Source organism: Phaeobacter sp. G2, from assembly GCA_025163595.1.
Classification (GTDB): Bacteria; Pseudomonadota; Alphaproteobacteria; order Rhodobacterales; family Rhodobacteraceae; genus Pseudophaeobacter.
In genome coordinates, this window is the sequence record CP104100.1 from 1,113,836 (window position 1) to 1,131,044 (window position 17,209).

Genomic DNA, 17,209 nt, shown 5'->3' on the forward strand with positions numbered 1-17,209 from the left:
GTCTTGATCGTCGCTGAGAGCCTAGCCGAGCATGGCGCAAATCAAAGAGGTTTAAGGCAAACCTCACGCAACTGTGTGTCGGCGTTTTAAGCGGGGGTGCCTTGTAGCTGGGTGTTTTATGGCTCGGGGCGCTGGCCTGTGGCGGGTTTAGTCGGGGCAAAGCATGGCGCATATCTGCGGCGATTGCCGCGGCGAGGATGCGGTGCGGCAGGTGGCAAAAACTGGACAAAGCCAGCCCTATGTGAGATGGGCAGGGCAACAGGAGATATCTAATGACAACCACTCGTTTTGCCCCGTCGCCCACTGGATATATCCACGTCGGCAATCTGCGCACCGCGCTGATGAATTTCTTGATCGCCCGCAAAGCCGGCGGAGAGTTCATTCTGCGTATTGATGACACCGACCCTGAGCGCTCGAAGGAAGAATATGTCGATGCGATCAAACAGGACCTGGAATGGCTGGGCCTGACCTGGGACCGGGTTGAGCGCCAGTCCGAACGGCTGGAACGCTATGTTGCTGCCGCGGATGAGCTGCGCAGCATTGGCCGCTTTTATGAGGCCTTTGAAACCCCAACCGAGCTGGACCTGAAGCGCAAGAAACAGCTGAACATGGGCAAGCCACCGGTCTATGACCGCGCAGCCCTGGCGTTGTCCGAGGATGAAAAAGCTGCCCTGCGGGCGGAACGCGGCGATGGTGTCTGGCGCTTTAAGCTGGACCATGAGCGTATAGAGTGGAAAGACGGCGTGCTGGGCGATATCTCGATTGATGCCGCGTCGGTGTCCGACCCGGTACTGATCCGGGGCGATGGTCAGTTCCTGTATACCCTGGCATCGGTGGTGGATGACACCGAAATGGGCGTCACCCATGTGGTGCGGGGATCGGACCATGTGACCAATACCGCCACTCAGATCCAGATCATCAAGGCGCTGGGCGGCGCGGTGCCCGAATTTGCTCATCACTCGTTGTTGACCGGCCCCCAGGGCGAAGCGCTGTCCAAACGGCTTGGCACCCTGGCGCTGCGCGACCTGCGCGAAGCAGGCGTGCAGCCCATGGCATTGCTGAGTCTGATGGCCCGGTTGGGGTCTTCGGATCCGGTTGAAGTGCGCGCTGAGATGGCGGAGCTGGTTGAGGGCTTTGACATCAACCGCTTTGGCGCGGCGCCCACCAAGTTTGATGTGGAGGATCTGTATCCGCTGACCGCACGCTATTTGCAGTCGCTGACGCTGGACCAGGTGAAACCTCATGTAGAGGCCCTGGGCGTACCTGCAGACAAGCAAGAGGGCTTTTGGGCAATGGCCAAGGAAAACATCACCACGCTGAAAGATCTGCAGGGCTGGTGGGATCTGTGCCAAAACGGTGCCGCACCGCTGATCGCCGATGAGGATGCGGAATTCATCGCTGAGGCGATGAAACTGCTGCCGGAAGGTCCCTATGATAATGAGAGCTGGAAGAGCTGGACCACCGCAGTGAAAGAGGCCACTGGCCGCAAGGGCAAGGGCTTGTTCATGCCGCTGCGCAAGGCGGTCACCGGGCGCGAGCGCGGACCAGACATGAGCGCGCTGTTGGCGCTGATGTCGGTTGTGCAAGCGCGCGGCTAAATCGCGACAAACGACCTGGCAAACAACCTGGCTGGCGACAGCGCAACAAACAGCAGGCGACCCTGAAGGAGGGTCGCCTTTTTTGTGCGCTGGGACAGGGAAGGGGGGGCTCCCGCCTGTTCAGCCCCATTCAAAGAATGGAACGACACAGTTGGGCCGCGCGCCGGGCCTTGCCCGGCGCGCGGAGCGATTGTATCGCGCCTTTTGGGTGTGGCGGAACCTTGGCCTGCGGGGGAAAAGAGCTAGCTCAGCACCTGGGCGTTCAGCTGGGTCAGATGGCGGTCTACCAGCTGCTGCTCGGTGGCGGACAGAACCTGGTGGCGGGGATAGCGTGGCTGTTGCCGGTCGTTCAGGATAGGGGCGTCCCAGCCCGCAGTGCTGGCAAAAAACGCATCCACGCCCGCCGTACCAAAGACCTGCAGATGGCCCTGAACCACCACATCAAGGTAGCTCAGCAAGATGGGGTGGCGATGGCTGCCTTGGTTTTGCGCCTCTGTCGGCACCGCATAGAAGGAAATTTCGGTATGATCAGGCAGGGCATGGCGGACTTGTTGATCTGCGGGCAGGCGGTCATAGGCAAACTCGCGCGCGTCCAGCGCCTGCCAGTCGGCATTCGGGACGGCGGCGATCAACCCGTCGATTTCAACCTGCGGCGCGGGTTCGACGGTGAGAAAGGCCACATCACGCAGGGGGGTGTGGCACCAGCTGCGCCGCCAGCCGCGGAGCCGCGCGGGCTGTGGATCCAGGTAGTCGTGGGTGGCGGTGTTTACCAGGCTGCCATAGCCAAAGAAATAAGGAGGGTGGGGCATCATTTCATCGTCATTCCATTTTTGAAGCCGGGGCAATTGATGTATGTCAAACCGCTTTTTGCCGAGTTGTGCAATAAACCCCTAGCTGAAAGTAGCGGGAGCCAGGATTATGCGCATTACAAAAAGGACCAATATCGCCGTCCGACTGCTGATGTATTGTGCAGCAAACGCGGATCGTTTGGTCACCAAGGCCGAGATCGCCGAGTGTTGCAATATCTCGGAAAACCATCTGGCCCAAGTCATCAACCAGCTGAGCCAGCTTGGCTACCTGCATACCCAGCGCGGGCGCAACGGCGGCATGACCCTGGGGCGTCAACCTGAACAGATCCAGATTGGCGAGGTGTTTCGCGATGTCGAAGGCGCGCTGCCAATGGTGGAGTGTTTTGCCGATGCTGATAACACCTGCCCGCTCTCCAGTGCCTGCCGCCTGAAGGTGGCGCTTGCGGATGCGGCACAGGCTTTTTATGCGTCGCTGGACGACATCACCCTGGAAGCGCTGATCTGCGAAAATCACGACCTGATGCGGATCTTGCAGCCGGTTGCCTGCGCAGGTTCCACGACAGGTGTCGCGACGGCTGCAGCGGGCTAAGCCTGGCAAAAACATGGCTGGCCAAGCCGGGCCTGATTTGGCCTGGGGGGGAATGGGCTTGGGGGGTATCTGTTCCTGAAGGCAAAAGGCGCTTTCGCGCGCTTGCTTTATTCACGGGCTCGCAAAATACGGGCGGGACGGGCGGCCAGTGGGCGCCAGGCAAAGATCAACCCGGCCAGCAACGTGGTTGCGATGCCCCCAGAGACCACCGCCAGCGCATTGGGCCAGATCACCACATAGGCGGTCTCAAAGACATAGATATTCACCGCCCAGGCGCCGGCAACGCCTGCCAGCAGGGCAACACCCCCAGCGCCTGCGCCCAGAATGATAGACCGCAGGGCAAAGCTCAGCAGGATTTTGCGGCGAGAGGCCCCAAGGGTCTTGAGCAAGGCTGCCTCGTAGCGCCGGGCGGGCTCTCCGGCGGCGGCGGTGCCCAGCAGGACCAGAAACCCGGTGATCAGGGTGGCAGCGGCACCATAGCTGGTGGCAGCGGCCAGCTGGCGCAAAATATCAGAGACCCGGTCAATGGCATCGCGGACCCGGATGGCGGTGATATTGGGCATTTCCTGCGCCAGATCCCGCAGGATCTGCGCCTCTGCGCTGGTTTCGGCATAGACCGTGGCGATAAAACTATGCGGCGCACCGGCCAGTGCCGCCTCATTCAGGGTCAGCACAAAGCCCATGCCGGCAGTGGAGAAATCGACATTGCGAAAGCTGGTGATTTCGGCCTGTATGTCACGGCCCAACACGTTCAGGGTGATGGTGTCGCCCAGGTCCAGGCCCAGTTCCTCGGCCTCTTCAGCGGCAAAGCTGACCTGCGGCGGGCCGGTGTAATCCTCGGGCCACCAGCTGCCTGCCACCACCTCGGTGCCTTTGGGCTGTGCTGCTGCATAGGTAACGCCACGATCGCCGCGCACCACCCAGTGATCGCCTGCGACCTCCTGTGCGGGGGTGCCGTTGATCTTGGTAATGACCGCCCGCAACATTGGCGCGCTTTCAACCTTGCTGACAGCCGGGTCGCCTTCGACACGCTCTAGGAAGGCGGGCATCTGATCGCGCTGAATGTCGACAAAGAAATAAGAGGGCGCCACATCGGGCAGATTGCCAGCGATGGCGCGGCGCATATTGCCGTCGATCTGGCCAATGGCGGCCAGAACCGTCAGCCCCAGACCCAGCGCCAGGACCGCAGGCACGGCGCCATCGCGGGCGGTGCCAATCGCGGCCAGTGCCCATCGCAGCGCCGGGCGGCCACGGGTGATGTGGGAACCACGCCGTGCCAGCCAACCCAGACCCAGGGCGGCAATCAACAGCACCAGCAGGGCGCCCATCAGCCCCCCTGCGGTCCAGAGCGTCAGCTTTGCGGCGCCAGAGAACCAGGCGGCCGAGCCCACAAGCAGGACCAGTGCCAGGGCGGTTGCCAGAATATAGCGGAGCGCCGGCAGGCGGCTTACCTCGCCCAAGGCGCCGCGAAACAGCGAGGCAGCGCGGATGCGCTCGGCCCGGGCCAGGGGCCACAGGGCAAAGATAAAGGCGGTGAGAAAGCCATAAAGCGCCGCCTCAACCAGGGTGGAGGGGTAGACCGCAAAAACCGCCGGGAAGGGCAGTTGCGCCGCAATCATCGGCCCTAGCAGGATTGGCCCCAACCCGCCGAGCAGCAGCCCGATGCTGACCCCCAGCAGGGTCAGGGCGCCGATCTGCAAGAAATAAGTGAGGAAAATCACCTGCCGTTCAGCGCCAAGGGTGCGCAGGGTGGCGATGGTTTCGGTCTTGGTGGCCAGATAGGCGCGCACAGCAGCAGATACGCCAACGCCGCCCACCGCCAGACCAGAGAGCCCGACCAGCACCAGAAACCCGCCCAGACGGTCGACAAAGGTGGCAATGCCGGGGGCGCCGTTGCGGGCATCACGCCAGCGCATGCCGTTGTCCTCAAACTGGGCGCGGGCCTCGGCCTGCAGCGCGTCGAGATCGGTGTCCGGGGCCAGCGCCAGCCGGTATTTGGTGGAATAGAGCGAACCGGGCGCCAAAAGACCGGAGCCTTCCAGGGCTGGGCGGGCCACCAGGGTACGCGGCCCCAGGGCAAAGCCTGAGGCGGCGGCGTCTGGCTCGGTTTTGATGGTGGCCATCAGCACAAAGTCGCGGGTGCCAAAGCGGACCGTATCCCCGGGCTTGAGCCCCAGCCGGTCCGCCAGAACCGGCATCATCGCCACACCGGGCAGCGTGCCATTGCCCGCCAGCGCCTGCGCCAGGGGGATGTCGGGTTGCAGCGTCAGGCTGCCGGTCAGCGGATAGGCATTATCAACCGCTTTGACCTGGGTCAGGGCGCGTTCGTCGCCTAAGGTCGCCATCGAGCGGAACTCGACAATTTGCGAGACCGCCTCGGAGTGGGTTGCCATCCAGGCGCGCTCTTCGTCATTGGCAAAGCGATAGGTAAAGGTGAGTTCAGCGTCGCCGCCCAGCAGACTGGCGCCTTCTTGGGTCAAGCCGGCCTCAATCGAGGCGCGGATCGAGCCAATGGCGGCAATCACCGCCACCCCAAGGGCCAGACAAGCGAGAAAGATGCGAAAGCCTTTGACGCCGCTGCGCAGCTCACGCAGGGCAAAGCGCCAGGCAAGACGGAGTGAGGAAGCGGGCGTGCGGGACTGGCTGCGGGACTGGCTGCGGGACTGGCCCGTCATTCTGCCGCCTCACTTGCGGCTGAGGGGTCTGCCAGCCGGCCATCACGCAGGCGGATCACCCGATCACAGCGACTGGCGAGTTCCGGCGCATGGGTCACCATGATCAATGTGGCGCCTGAGCGGTCGCGCAGGTCAAACAGCAGATCCATCACAGCGGCGCCATTGGCCTCATCCAGATTGCCGGTTGGCTCATCCGCCAGCAGGATCTCAGGGCGCGGTGCCAGGGCGCGGGCCAGGGCAACACGTTGTTGCTCCCCGCCCGACAGCTGCGCCGGGAAATGACCCGCGCGATGGCCCAGATCCACGGCTTCAAGCTCAGCCAGGGCGACGTCAAAGGCGTCGCGCCGTCCTGCCAGCTCCAACGGGGTGGCGACATTTTCCAGCGCTGTCATGGTTGGGATCAGATGGAAGCTTTGGAACACCACCCCCATGTGATTGCGGCGAAACCGCGCCAGAGCGTCCTCATCCATGGCGGTCAGATCCTGCCCCAGCGCAGAAATATGGCCGCCGGTCGCCAGCTCCAGCCCGCCCATCAACATCAACAGCGACGACTTGCCCGACCCCGAGGGGCCAATCAGGCCCAGGGTTTCCCCGCGTGCGACATCCAAAGAGATATCCTGCAGAATTCGCACCGGTCCGGTATTGCCATTCAGCGTTAAAGACGCATCTTGAAGGTGAAGAACGGGTCTATCTGTTTCTGTCATGAAGCTGCGCCTGTTAAATATACTCTATCGGATATGGAGCATTTGCTGCAATGCACAAGGTATTAGCCCTGTTTGGGATGATTTTTCTCGTGACCTACGCCTCTGATACGCGCGCCGAGGACCTGCGGATCACGGCCTTTGGAGATAGTCTGGTCCAGGGCTATGGATTGCCCCAGGGCGACGGGCTGGTGCCGCAATTGCAACACTGGCTGCAAGAACAGGGAGCTGAGGTCCGGTTGACCAATGCAGGGGTGTCCGGCGATACCACCGCTGGCGGCGCTGCCCGGATCGACTGGACGCTGGCGGATCAGCCGCAGGGCCTGATTGTGCTGTTGGGGGGCAATGATCTGCTGCGCGGTCTGCCGCCGCTGCAGGCGCGTGAAAACCTGCGTCAGATCCTGGTGGCAGCACAGGCGCAAGAGGTTGAGGTGCTGTTGATCGGGATGCAGGCGCCGGGGAATTTTGGACCCGATTACAAGGCACGTTTTGACAGCATCTATTCAGAGCTGGCGCAGGAGTTTGGTGCCCTGCTGCACCCGGATGCCTTTGCCGGAATTCGCGCGGTTGCGGGCGATGATCCGGCGGCGGCGCAGGCCTATATGCAGGGGGATAATATTCACCCCAATGCCAAGGGGGTGGCCTTGAATGTGGCGGCGCTGGGCCCTGTGGTACTGCAGCTGGCAGCCCGGATTGAAGCTGCCGCAGCCAAGAGCTAGGTCCAGGAATCAAAAGCGGCCCCGACCGAAACAGGGGCCGCCAGAATGGGTCATCTTTGGCGGCTTAAAGCAGCGCGAGATCTACAGCGGATTCACGACCGTCGCGGCCGGGCTGCATTTCGTAGCTGACTTTTTGGTTGTCTGCGAGGCCGGTCAGGCCGGACCGTTCAACCGCAGAAATGTGAACAAATACATCGCTTCCGCCACTGTCGGGGGCGATAAAGCCGAAGCCTTTTGTGGTGTTGAACCATTTGACGGTGCCAGTTGCCATCGTCTCTTCTCCTAGTTTCTTCTCACGTGCTCTGCCCGCAGCATGCGGCAGTATGGCGCGTTCATTCTGGGGGAGCGCCCCCCATCAGGGTCCATTTGCACCCCTTTTATGACCTCGCGGTGACAGCATTGGACAGAAGAAGCCCTCACGCAAGAAAAAATCTTGTAGTCTTTGCTGTGACTGCAGCAAGCGTTGCATCTTGCGCGCGTGATGGGCACCAAGAGGGCAAATAGGCGCTTGGGCGGCGCTTTTATCCCGTGGTTTGGACTGGCGGCGGCTATAAAACCGTGACTTTGGTGCCGATAGGGACCCGATTATAAAGATCGGTTACATGTTCGTTCAACATCCGGATGCAGCCATTGGAGGCGGATGAGCCAATGGTTTCGGGCTGGGTGGTGCCATGGATGCGGAAATAGGTGTCCACCCCGTTTTGATACAGATAAAGCGCCCGTGCCCCCAGGGGATTGTCCGGCCCGCCGGGCTGAACATAACTGTTATCGGCAAACCGCCCATAGCTGCGCGGACTGCGTTCGATCATTTCCTGGGTGGGTCGCCAGCTGGGCCATTCTCGTTTGCGCTGGATGGTGGCGCTGCCGGTGAACTCCAGCCCGGCTTTGCCGACCCCGACGCCATAGCGAATGGCTTTGCGTTTTTCGGTCACAAAATACAGGTAGAATGACCGGGTCAGGATCAGGATCTCACCGGGGAGGAACTCTTTTTTTATCCGCACATATTGCGGTGTTGGATCAAACACCGGGGCCTCTTTGGCCAGGGCCGGGCTTGGTCGGGACAGAGCGGGCAGCGCTGCGGCGGTAAAACCCGCCAGGGCAGAGCTGGAAAACGCGCGGCGAGAAATCATCTGGGCCTCACATGTTGGAACAAGTCCTGGCCAGTCTGCGTGTCACCCACGGTGGGGTCAAGCCTGTCGCCATGTTGTTTGGCTTGCAGAAGCCCAGACAGCGCTTATATCTCGGGGATACAATACACTGGAGAGCACGTGATGGCGCAACAGATGGCGATGAAAACCTTGACCTGCCTGTCCTGCGCGCAGCTGAACCGGGTGCCGGAGGCGAAACTGATGGCCGGGGCAAAATGCGGCGGCTGTGGCGCGGCGCTGCTGCCGAAACGGCCCGTGGATGTGGACCCGGCGGTGCTGCAGAAGGCAGCACAGAACGATGACCTGCCTTTGGTGGTGGACTTTTGGGCCCCCTGGTGCGGCCCTTGCAAGATGATGGGGCCGGAATATGCCAAGGCGTCCAGTAAACTGGCGGGTCAGGCGCGTCTGGTCAAGCTGGACACCCAGAGACATCAATCCACTGGCGGGCGCTATCGGATCAAAGGCATCCCGACCTTGGTTGCTTTTGAGCGCGGCAAAGAGAAAAAGCGCCAGTCAGGCGCTTTGCGGGAAGGTCAGATTGTCAGCTGGGTTAAGGCCCGCTAGGGATTTCCTGTCCGGGCGAGGGCCTAAAATCAGGCGCCAATGGCTGCTTGGTTTTCCAGGTTGGGCGATTTTGCCGCGAAGCCACTGCGCAGAGCCAGGATGGTGATTGACAGAACCGCAAACAGGACGCCGGACCCAGAGTAAAGCAGCAGGCTCTGCCAGACGTGTAAGTCGAACAGCGCGAAGCCGGTGACGGCAGACAGCAGCCCAAAGACAGAGCCGAGCATGATACTCACAAAAGCCAAAACGTTTCTCCCCTACAAAGGCCGCAGCCAGAACTTAACGCGGCACCGCCACTCCAATACAGCGACAAATGGTTAAGATTTTGTTCAAACCTTGCGCGATCTAAGGCTTCGAAGAATGGATTTGTGTCCAAAACCCCAAAAAACCAAGAAAAATTGTTTGGGTTCACGAGGGCTTGGTCACGGTATTTGGGCGGTCTATTTTGAAACCAAGGCCTGACCATCGCGGGGTTTTGGCATCTTGCCACGGCCCTGTTGCAACACATGCGCAAGCTCATGGACCAAAAGGTCGGTGTTTTTAGCGCTGGCGGGTCGGGCGAAATAGACATCGTTGCCAATGGTAAAGGCCTTGGCTTTCAGCTCCTTGCACAGGTCCTTGGCATTGCCGCCGATATGAACCTGAACTTTGGAGAGCTTGCTGCGAAAATGCGCCTCCAGCCCCTTGCGCAGATCGCTGGGCAGTTTCTTACCCTTGGTGCCTTCGGGCGCGGTGGTCAGTCTTTTGCGCTTGGCCTTTCTGCCCTTGGTGGCCTCGATCTTGGCAGCGATTTCTTCGGCGGTGATCGGCATGGGAGGGACCCTTTCAAACGAATAACACGGCAACAGACCGGCGTGAGGTCTGTCCAGCCTAGCGCAAGAGGAGCAAAAGGCAAAATGCAAGGAAGAGCGGGACGGCGAGCGCACGCCACCCCGCTTTGCCTTCTGTGAGAATATTTTTGGAAAGATGAAATTCAACCCGTTTGCGCTGCCGCTCACAGAGGCAGGGACAGGGGGAGCCCTTCGCACCCAGCAGCGCAACCCAAAGCCCGAACTCTAGAGGATATCCCTGGGACGTGAGGCGCAAGCCGCACGGCCCGCGCCTGACCTTCCCCTCGTGGAGTTCACACTGGCTCCCGCAGGGACAAACAGTGCGGGGCACTGTTTGAAGTGTGGACGGGCGGAGCCCTTCGCTAGCGTGGGCTACTTTGGAAGGTGACAGTTGCGGGCTTGTCCCTGGGCCGCTAGGCCCGCGCCTGACCTTCCCCCCGGGAAGGCGCTTCGCACCTCCCCAAGGTCAGGCGTGGGTCTTTTGATTGGTAATGTACTGTGTTTACATAGGTCGCTTGACTACCTAGTAACCGTTTCATTCGAAATGAATAATAATAAATCCACGCCGAAAGCGAGGCGAAATTTCACTTCGACTGGGAAGCTGCCTAAAACATCAACCTTCCCAATGAACTCATCAAAAATTTCCAACTTTGGACCGCTCTCAAGGCCCTGGTAAACGCTATGCAAGGATTTGGTTGCTGACGAAGCTTTGTGTGCAAACTCGTTTCTAATCGTAAAGATGCGGCGAGCAGACTGTAGTTGGGATTTCGTGAAAATTCCCAGTGTTTTGGAAAGTTCAAGTTTGCCGTTGGCGCCGTTCACAGAGTGCTTGGTTATCCAACGGTTTAAAGTTGTGCTCACACTTGAATCCCCAATTGCAGAAGACCAATACTCTTCAAGAGCAGAATTAATTGCACCTTCAACTATAGCTCCTGCCTTCATGGCGAGGCTCCAATCATCTCCCTTATTTATAGCGTCCACAATAAATCCTTTGGGAAGAGAGAGACGCTCTTCGACTGAACGCAGGTTGCGTTGAAAATTGTCGTAGAAGTTGTCACTCTCTTTCCCAGTAGACATATAGTTGTTTCCTTACCGCACAAATTTCTTGTGCTTCAACCGCTTTGGCTCCAGGGCATCGGCGCCGAGACGGCGTTTCTTGTCTTCCTCGTAATCCTCAAAGTTGCCCTCGAACCATTCCACATGGGCGTCGCCTTCAAAGGCCAGCATATGGGTGCAGATCCGGTCGAGGAAGAAACGGTCGTGGGAGATCACCACGGCGCAGCCGGCAAAATCTACCAGGGCGTCTTCGAGCGCCCGCAGGGTCTCCACGTCCAGATCGTTGGTCGGTTCATCGAGGAGCAGCACGTTGCCGCCCTCTTTCAGCAGGCGCGCCATGTGGACACGGTTACGTTCCCCACCGGACAACAGGTTCAGCGGTTTTTGCTGATCGCCGCCTTTGAAGTTGAACGAGGAGCAATAGGCGCGGGAGTTCACCTGGGCGTCGCCGAGTTCAATGATTTCAGCCCCCCCAGAGATGGCTTCCCAGACGGTTTCATTGTCTTTCAGGTCATCGCGGGACTGATCCACATAAGAGAGCTTTACCGTGTCGCCATAAGAAACCGAGCCGCTGTCGGGCTGTTCCTGGCCGGTCAGCATGCGGAACAGGGTGGATTTACCGGCGCCGTTGGGGCCGATCACACCGACAATACCGCCGGGGGGCAGATCAAAGGAGAGGTTCTCCACCAGCTGTTTGTCGCCATAGTGTTTCGAGATGCCCTCGACCTCGATCACCTTGCTGCCCAGACGGGGACCATTGGGGATGACGATCTGGGCGCGGGTGAGCTTTTCGCGTTCGGACTGTTCCGCCAGATCGTTATAGGCGTTGATCCGGGCCTTTGATTTGGCCTGACGGGCCTTGGCGCCCTGGCGCATCCACTCCAGCTCGCGCTGCAGGGTCTGCTGCTTGGACTTGTCCTCGCGGGCTTCCTGCTCCAGGCGCTTGGCCTTTTGTTCCAGCCATGCGGAATAGTTGCCCTCGTAGGGGATGCCCTTGCCGCGGTCCAGTTCCAGGATCCAGCTGGTGATGTCATCCAGGAAATAACGGTCGTGAGTGACGCAGAGGATGGTGCCTTTGTAGTCGATCAGGTGCTGTTGCAGCCAGGCGATGGTTTCCGCATCCAGGTGGTTGGTGGGTTCATCGAGCAGCAGCATGTCAGGCGCTTCGAGCAGCAGTTTGCACAGGGCTACCCGGCGTTTTTCACCGCCCGACAGATTGGCGATCTCGGCATCATCGGGGGGGCAGCGCAGGGCCTCCATCGAAACATCGACTTGGCTGTCCAGATCCCAGAGGTTTTCCGCGTCAATGCTGTCCTGCAGCGCGGTCATCTCTTCCATCAGCTCGTCGGTGTAGTTCTCTGCCATCTCAACCGCGATCTGGTTAAAGCGATCCACCTTGGCCTTTTTCTCGGCCAGACCCAGCATGACGTTTTCACGCACCGTCAGGCTCTCGTCGAGCTTGGGCTCCTGCGGCAGATAGCCAACGCGCGCGCCTTCGGCAGCCCAGGCTTCGCCGGTGAAATCCTTGTCGAGACCGGCCATGATCTTCATCAGGGTCGATTTACCGGCGCCGTTGACACCGACGACACCGATTTTCACGCCGGGGAGGAAGGAGAGGTGGATGTTTTCAAAGCATTTTTTGCCACCGGGGTAGGTCTTGGAGACACCCTGCATGTGGTAGACGTATTGATAGGCGGCCATGTGACTGCTCCATGATGGGGAAATTCGTGCTGGCTGGTGTGATAGCGGATGGCAGGCCAAGGGGCAATGTCACGTTGATCATGAGATATGGAAAAGGTCATCCAGTATTCTTGGGGCATGCAGTGGCCTGTTCTGCGCCTGAGGTATCACCCTGTGCTTGGGGCTTGGAATTCCGGTGATTTATGTGCATCAAGCCTCAGATGAGGCAGGGGTTTCCATATCTGCGCCCCGGCATGACCGTGGGCTTGCTCGGCGGGTCGTTTGATCCGGCGCACCAGGGCCATGTGCAGATCAGTCGGGCCGCCTTGCAGCGGTTTGACCTGGATTGCCTCTGGTGGCTGGTTTCGCCGGGTAATCCGCTGAAAACCCGTGCACCTGCCAGTATGGAACGCCGCATTGCAGCCGCACAGGCGCTGATGGATCACCCAAGGGTGCGGATCAGCGATGTCGAGGCGCGGCTGGGCACCCGCTACACCGCCGAAACTCTGCGGGCGTTGCGGCGGCTTTACCCCCAGGTGCGGTTCACCTGGCTGATGGGGGCGGATAATCTGGCGCATTTTCACCATTGGAAGGACTGGCAGCAGATTATGGAAACCGTGCCGATTGGCGTTCTGGCGCGTCCCGGAGACCGGATTTCTGCGCGCCTGTCCCCTGCGGCGCGAATCTACCGCCGCCAGATGGTCAAGGACAGCCAGAGCCAGATTTTGGCCCGATCAACGGCCCCGGCCTGGTGCTTTGTCAATGTGCCGATGATCGCGGAGAGTTCTACCGCAATCCGGGCAACGGGGGGCTGGTCGTCAGCCAAAGGGTGAGAATCTGGTGTGAGATCGACTCGAAAAGAGCCAATTGCCGCCTTTTTAACGGCCCTTTGCCGTGCCAAACTGGCCTGACTTGCGGCTCCCTTTGGCAGAGAGACCGTCAGGCTGGGAGCATTTTTGCAGGTGATTTTGCCGCAGATAAGGTATGAGATATGGCGCAAATAGTAGATATGGTCTTCATTTGCCGTTTGGTAGCAATTTTATTAGATATTGACTGACATGTTTTCGAGACGCTTTTTCCTTTCTGCCGCCGCAGCGGCTCTGGCGGCGCCAGCGGCTCTGGCCAATGCGCCAAAAACCTCGTTGCGGCCCCAGGCCCGTGCCACAGCCGGGCTTGGCTCTGGCGGCGCGGCTGCCAGCCGCGCCAGTGCCGCGGGTAGCCTGGAGACCTTCTTGGCGCGGTCTGACCTGTCCGGACGGGTCGCCTGTGCCGTTGCCGAGGTCACAAGTGGCAAAGAACTGGAATCTCATGCGGGCGAAGAGGAACTGCCGCCGGCCAGCGTCGCCAAGGCGCTGACAGCGCTTTATGCGCTCGACAGTCTGGGAGCAGATTACCGGTTCACCACGCAGATTTTGTCAACTGGCACCCTGTCGGGCGGGGTGCTGAAGGGCGATTTGATCCTGGCCGGTGGCGGCGATCCGATGCTGAACACCGATCATCTGGCGCAGCTGGCGGCGGCGCTGAAAAAGGCAGGCGTTCGCGAAGTGCGCGGTGGGTTCATGGTGTGGGACGGGGCGCTGCCGCGCATTTCCACCATTGATGCAGATCAGCCCGATCATGTGGGCTATAGCCCCGCGGTTGCTGGTATCGCGCTGAATTTTAACCGGGTGCATTTTGAATGGAAACGGGCTGGTAAAAGCTGGAGCGTCGCTATGGACGCCCGCACTACAAAGTATCGTCCCGAGGTCAGCATGGCGCGGATGAAAGTCGCCAATCGGGCCCTGCCTGTCTATACCTATGCAGATCGCAACGGGAAGGACAGCTGGACCGTGGCCTCCCAGGCGCTTGGCAAAGGCGGGTCGCGCTGGCTGCCGGTGCGCCGCCCTGCGGACTATGCCGCAGATGTGTTTCGCACCATGGCGCGCGCGCATGGCATCAAGCTAAAGGCGGCCAAAAGGGTGTCATCATTGCCAACCGCCACCTTGCTGGCACAGCATCACAGCCCACCGCTGGATTTGATGCTCAAGGCCATGCTGAAATACTCCAACAATCTGATGGCTGAAATGATCGGCATGACGGCCACAGCGAAACGCGGCAAGCGCCCCAGAGGGCTGAAGGATTCGGCGGCTGAAATGTCGCGTTGGGTGCGTGCCAAATACGGTGTGAGCGCGATCCACATGGTGGATCATTCCGGCCTGGGAGAGGCCTCGCGGGTCGCCCCCAATGCCCTGCTCAAGGTGCTGGTCACCGCCTACAAAGCTGGCAGGCTCAAGCCGCTGCTCAAGAGCTTCCCGATGCGCGATGGCAATGGCCGGATTGTCAAAAACCACCCGATCAAGGTGACCGCCAAAACGGGAACCCTGAATTTTGTCTCTGGGTTGGGGGGGTTCTTGGCCACCTCCAGCGGCACCGTTCTGGCCTTTGTGATCTTTGCCGCCGATACCAAGGCGCGGGCGCGCATCAGCCGGGCAGAACGCGAGCGCCCGGCCGGCGCCCGGAGTTGGAACAAAAGGGCCAAGCGTCTGCAGCAACAGCTGATCGAGCGTTGGGGACAAAGCTACGGCACCTGAGGCCTGCCGCCTATGGTGACCGGCGGCAGGAAAAGTGCCGTATTCCCCTTGGGATATGGAGCCCAAGCCCTGTTCTGCGCGCTTTATTCCCAAGCCTATGCCTTGGCAGGTTTCACCTCGACAAAAGTCTCATGATAGCAGGCGCCATCCTCGATATCGGTGCGGATATCTGCTGGGATCAGGGTATTTACGGTGAACCCGGTCTGCGAGCTGCCGCGCCAGGTGCCTTTGGGGGAGTACAGCACTCCGGGGCGGGTGGCCTCGGTGACTTTGAGCTGTAGGGTGACAGTGCCAAGCGCGTTCCAGACCGAGACAAGCGCGCCATCCTGCAAGCCCCGTTTCTGGGCGTCTTTGGGATGCATCTCCAGCATTTCCGGCCCGGCGGAGGCCGGGTCACTGCCAAAGGTGGCATTGGTCCGCTTGGCTGAGCTGGGGGTAATCAGTGTCAGCGGCAGGGCCTGTGGCACCGGGTCATAGCGCGGCACGCCAAAGCCATAGCGCGTCTCATAGTCCTGGCTGAACAGCTCAATCTTGCCCGACGGGGTGGCCGGGGTGACGTTTTTGCACATCACCAGCGGTTCGCCGTCGGGGGCCATCATTTCGATGGCGCGATCCAGGGCGATCTCGCTGGGGCGTTTGCCTTCTAGCTGCGGGTGGGTTTCGTCGATGGCCTCATCCATCAGCTGGCTGTCGCTGGCCTGAAACAGGGCATCATCATAGCCAAACCGGGCGGCCAGGCGGCGGAAGATCTCGGTGTTGGGCAGGCTTTCTCCGACACAGGGGATCACCGGTGCGGCCCGTTGCAGGTAGTTTTGACCGTAAGCGCCATAGATGTCGTCGAACTCAAAATGTGAGGCAGCAGGCAGGATTACATCGCAATAGGCCATGCTGTCGGTCATCACCACGTCACAGCCAGCGATGAACAAATCCTCGCGCATCAGAGCGCGCATCAGGTTGCTCTGATCCGGGTGGGTGGCCACCGGATTGTGATTGTAGATCATGGTGGCTTTGATCGGGACCTCCAGGCTGTCGTCCTGCAAGATATTGGCCAGATCAACAATGTTGAGGATCCGGGTTCCGGGCTTGATCAAATGGTCGCCGTGCAGGCGCGCCTGGGTCTTTGGGGTGGCGCCGCCGGATTTGGCCATGACGCCGGCGCCCAGCCGCCCATGGTGGCCCAGCAGCGCAGGCAGCGCCATGCCGGCGCGCAGGGCTGACCCGCCGGACCGGCCACGCTCAATGCCGTTGCCAAAGGCGCAGGCCATATTTCTTGCCGCCACCATCACATCGGCGAGGGCATGAAATTCTGCGGCGCTGATACCGCAGGTTTCAACAACCCGCGCCAGCCCATACTGCCGGGCCTGGGTCATATAGGGATCAAAGCCTGCAACCCATTCAGCGATAAAGGCCTCATCCAGCGCCTGGCGCCGCTCCAGCTCGGCGGCAAGCCCCATGGCCAGCACCACATCGGTGCCGGGTTTGATCTGCAGGAACATATCACATTGTTCGGCGATCTTGATCTGCTTGGGGTCGATCACCACCAGAGTGCCGCCCCGCGCCCGCAGCTTTTTCAGCAGTGGCGCCAGATGCAGGTTGGAAACGGTGACATTGTTGCCCCAGACCAGCACCAGATCGGAATGCTCAATCTGTACCGGTGGCATGCCGGGGGCGGCGCCAAACAGACTGGCATAGGCGCCCCCGCGCACCCCGCCGCATAGCGGGCCACGGTTGAGCAGGCTGGCCCCCATATGGTAAAAGAACCGCCGATCCATTGAGCCCCCGGCCAGCTCGCCATGGGGGCCGGCATAGTTGAAGGGCAGCACGCTTTCGGGACCATGGTCCGCGATCGCCTTGCTGAACCCCGCATGCACCATATCCAGTGCTGCGTCCCAGCTGATCCGCTCAAACTGACCAGAGCCCCGTGGCCCCACCCGTTTGAGCGGATGGGTGAGCCGGGCTGTTCCATGCACAAACGCGGGGTAGTAGCGCGCCACCTTGTTGCAGATCACATTGGCGGTATAGGGGTTCGCGGTGGAGCCTTTGACCGCGACCACTGTATCTCCCTGGACCTGGACGTTGAGACTACAGGTGTCGGGGCAGTCCAGCGGGCAGACCGAAGGCACGGTACGGATGTCGAGTGGCTTGTTCATAAACTGGCTCCAAAGGCGATGTTGGAGCCAGTTTAATGGTGGAGTCGGGCTGTCTTTAAGGGCCAAAACCGCACAATCTGACCAGACCAATTTTGTTGAAACCGGCGCGGCGAAGAGGCG

Annotated in this window: 16 protein-coding genes; 6 read left to right on the top strand and 10 right to left on the bottom strand. The window is 60.4% G+C overall.

From position 1 onward, the window contains the following. The first annotated feature begins 272 nt into the window (after positions 1 to 272). A complete protein-coding gene (gltX, locus tag N1037_05430) occupies positions 273 to 1,598 on the top strand; it encodes a glutamate--tRNA ligase (protein UWS80466.1) in 1,326 nt (441 codons plus the stop codon). Between the two features lie 242 nt (positions 1,599 to 1,840). Here the strand turns inward: gltX and N1037_05435 are convergent, their stop codons facing one another. Next, positions 1,841 to 2,410 carry a gamma-glutamylcyclotransferase gene (locus N1037_05435; GenBank protein ID UWS80467.1) on the bottom strand — a complete coding sequence of 190 codons (570 nt, stop codon included), beginning with the start codon at positions 2,408 to 2,410 and terminating at the stop codon, positions 1,841 to 1,843. 106 nt (positions 2,411 to 2,516) lie between these two features. On the opposite strand from N1037_05435, the gene N1037_05440 reads away from it, so the two are divergent. After that, complete coding sequence (locus N1037_05440; GenBank protein ID UWS80468.1) at positions 2,517 to 2,996, top strand: Rrf2 family transcriptional regulator; 480 nt, start codon at positions 2,517 to 2,519, stop codon at positions 2,994 to 2,996. 107 nt (positions 2,997 to 3,103) lie between these two features. Here the strand turns inward: N1037_05440 and N1037_05445 are convergent, their stop codons facing one another. Then, complete coding sequence (locus N1037_05445) at positions 3,104 to 5,671, bottom strand: FtsX-like permease family protein (GenBank protein ID UWS80469.1); 2,568 nt, start codon at positions 5,669 to 5,671, stop codon at positions 3,104 to 3,106. Continuing rightward, the gene (locus N1037_05450) at positions 5,668 to 6,375 is read right to left on the bottom strand and encodes an ABC transporter ATP-binding protein (GenBank protein UWS80470.1); all 708 of its coding nucleotides are present in this window, start codon (positions 6,373 to 6,375) and stop codon (positions 5,668 to 5,670) included. Before N1037_05450 ends, N1037_05445 begins: the two co-directional genes overlap by 4 nt. Before the next feature lie 50 nt (positions 6,376 to 6,425). Here N1037_05450 and N1037_05455 point away from each other — a divergent pair, with 50 nt between their 5' ends. Next, on the top strand, positions 6,426 to 7,091 hold the full coding sequence (locus N1037_05455; protein UWS80471.1) for an arylesterase: 666 nt from the start codon (positions 6,426 to 6,428) through the stop codon (positions 7,089 to 7,091). 64 nt (positions 7,092 to 7,155) lie between these two features. On the opposite strand, the gene N1037_05460 is transcribed toward N1037_05455, so the two are convergent. Both N1037_05460 and N1037_05465 read right to left on the bottom strand, forming a co-directional pair. Continuing rightward, complete coding sequence (locus N1037_05460) at positions 7,156 to 7,362, bottom strand: cold-shock protein (protein ID UWS80472.1); 207 nt, start codon at positions 7,360 to 7,362, stop codon at positions 7,156 to 7,158. A gap of 277 nt (positions 7,363 to 7,639) precedes the next feature. Then, a complete protein-coding gene (locus N1037_05465) occupies positions 7,640 to 8,221 on the bottom strand; it encodes a L,D-transpeptidase (GenBank protein ID UWS80473.1) in 582 nt (193 codons plus the stop codon). Positions 8,222 to 8,374: 153 nt separating this feature from the next. On the opposite strand from N1037_05465, the gene N1037_05470 reads away from it, so the two are divergent. Next, on the top strand, positions 8,375 to 8,803 hold the full coding sequence (locus N1037_05470) for a thioredoxin domain-containing protein (protein ID UWS81313.1): 429 nt from the start codon (positions 8,375 to 8,377) through the stop codon (positions 8,801 to 8,803). 29 nt (positions 8,804 to 8,832) lie between these two features. On the opposite strand, the gene N1037_05475 is transcribed toward N1037_05470, so the two are convergent. From N1037_05475 to ettA, 4 genes are all read right to left on the bottom strand, one after another. After that, on the bottom strand, positions 8,833 to 9,048 hold the full coding sequence (locus tag N1037_05475; protein ID UWS80474.1) for a hypothetical protein: 216 nt from the start codon (positions 9,046 to 9,048) through the stop codon (positions 8,833 to 8,835). A 195-nt stretch (positions 9,049 to 9,243) separates the two neighbouring features. Next, on the bottom strand, positions 9,244 to 9,615 hold the full coding sequence (locus N1037_05480) for a DUF4157 domain-containing protein (GenBank protein UWS80475.1): 372 nt from the start codon (positions 9,613 to 9,615) through the stop codon (positions 9,244 to 9,246). Positions 9,616 to 10,152: 537 nt separating this feature from the next. Continuing rightward, a complete protein-coding gene (locus tag N1037_05485; GenBank protein UWS80476.1) occupies positions 10,153 to 10,710 on the bottom strand; it encodes a hypothetical protein in 558 nt (185 codons plus the stop codon). A 12-nt stretch (positions 10,711 to 10,722) separates the two neighbouring features. After that, positions 10,723 to 12,390, bottom strand: a complete 1,668-nt coding sequence (ettA, locus tag N1037_05490; GenBank protein ID UWS80477.1) for an energy-dependent translational throttle protein EttA — start codon at positions 12,388 to 12,390, stop codon at positions 10,723 to 10,725. A 200-nt stretch (positions 12,391 to 12,590) separates the two neighbouring features. Here ettA and N1037_05495 point away from each other — a divergent pair, with 200 nt between their 5' ends. After that, on the top strand, positions 12,591 to 13,202 hold the full coding sequence (locus N1037_05495; protein ID UWS80478.1) for a nicotinate-nucleotide adenylyltransferase: 612 nt from the start codon (positions 12,591 to 12,593) through the stop codon (positions 13,200 to 13,202). Between the two features lie 225 nt (positions 13,203 to 13,427). Then, the gene (gene dacB, locus N1037_05500; GenBank protein ID UWS80479.1) at positions 13,428 to 14,939 is read left to right on the top strand and encodes a D-alanyl-D-alanine carboxypeptidase/D-alanyl-D-alanine-endopeptidase; all 1,512 of its coding nucleotides are present in this window, start codon (positions 13,428 to 13,430) and stop codon (positions 14,937 to 14,939) included. Between the two features lie 95 nt (positions 14,940 to 15,034). Here dacB and N1037_05505 read toward each other — a convergent pair whose 3' ends face one another. After that, positions 15,035 to 17,089, bottom strand: a complete 2,055-nt coding sequence (locus N1037_05505; protein UWS80480.1) for a molybdopterin-dependent oxidoreductase — start codon at positions 17,087 to 17,089, stop codon at positions 15,035 to 15,037. Positions 17,090 to 17,209 lie beyond the last annotated feature (120 nt).

Coding starts and splice junctions, on each gene's coding strand:
- N1037_05450 (UWS80470.1), bottom strand. CDS start 6,375: ATGACAGAAACAGATAGACCCGTTCTTCACCTTCAAGATGCGTCTTTA.
- ettA (UWS80477.1), bottom strand. CDS start 12,390: ATGGCCGCCTATCAATACGTCTACCACATGCAGGGTGTCTCCAAGACC.
- N1037_05480 (UWS80475.1), bottom strand. CDS start 9,615: ATGCCGATCACCGCCGAAGAAATCGCTGCCAAGATCGAGGCCACCAAG.
- gltX (UWS80466.1), top strand. CDS start 273: ATGACAACCACTCGTTTTGCCCCGTCGCCCACTGGATATATCCACGTC.
- N1037_05485 (UWS80476.1), bottom strand. CDS start 10,710: ATGTCTACTGGGAAAGAGAGTGACAACTTCTACGACAATTTTCAACGC.
- N1037_05435 (UWS80467.1), bottom strand. CDS start 2,410: ATGATGCCCCACCCTCCTTATTTCTTTGGCTATGGCAGCCTGGTAAAC.
- dacB (UWS80479.1), top strand. CDS start 13,428: ATGTTTTCGAGACGCTTTTTCCTTTCTGCCGCCGCAGCGGCTCTGGCG.
- N1037_05465 (UWS80473.1), bottom strand. CDS start 8,221: ATGATTTCTCGCCGCGCGTTTTCCAGCTCTGCCCTGGCGGGTTTTACC.
- N1037_05455 (UWS80471.1), top strand. CDS start 6,426: ATGCACAAGGTATTAGCCCTGTTTGGGATGATTTTTCTCGTGACCTAC.
- N1037_05495 (UWS80478.1), top strand. CDS start 12,591: ATGAGGCAGGGGTTTCCATATCTGCGCCCCGGCATGACCGTGGGCTTG.
- N1037_05470 (UWS81313.1), top strand. CDS start 8,375: ATGGCGATGAAAACCTTGACCTGCCTGTCCTGCGCGCAGCTGAACCGG.
- N1037_05460 (UWS80472.1), bottom strand. CDS start 7,362: ATGGCAACTGGCACCGTCAAATGGTTCAACACCACAAAAGGCTTCGGC.
- N1037_05445 (UWS80469.1), bottom strand. CDS start 5,671: ATGACGGGCCAGTCCCGCAGCCAGTCCCGCAGCCAGTCCCGCACGCCC.
- N1037_05440 (UWS80468.1), top strand. CDS start 2,517: ATGCGCATTACAAAAAGGACCAATATCGCCGTCCGACTGCTGATGTAT.
- N1037_05505 (UWS80480.1), bottom strand. CDS start 17,089: ATGAACAAGCCACTCGACATCCGTACCGTGCCTTCGGTCTGCCCGCTG.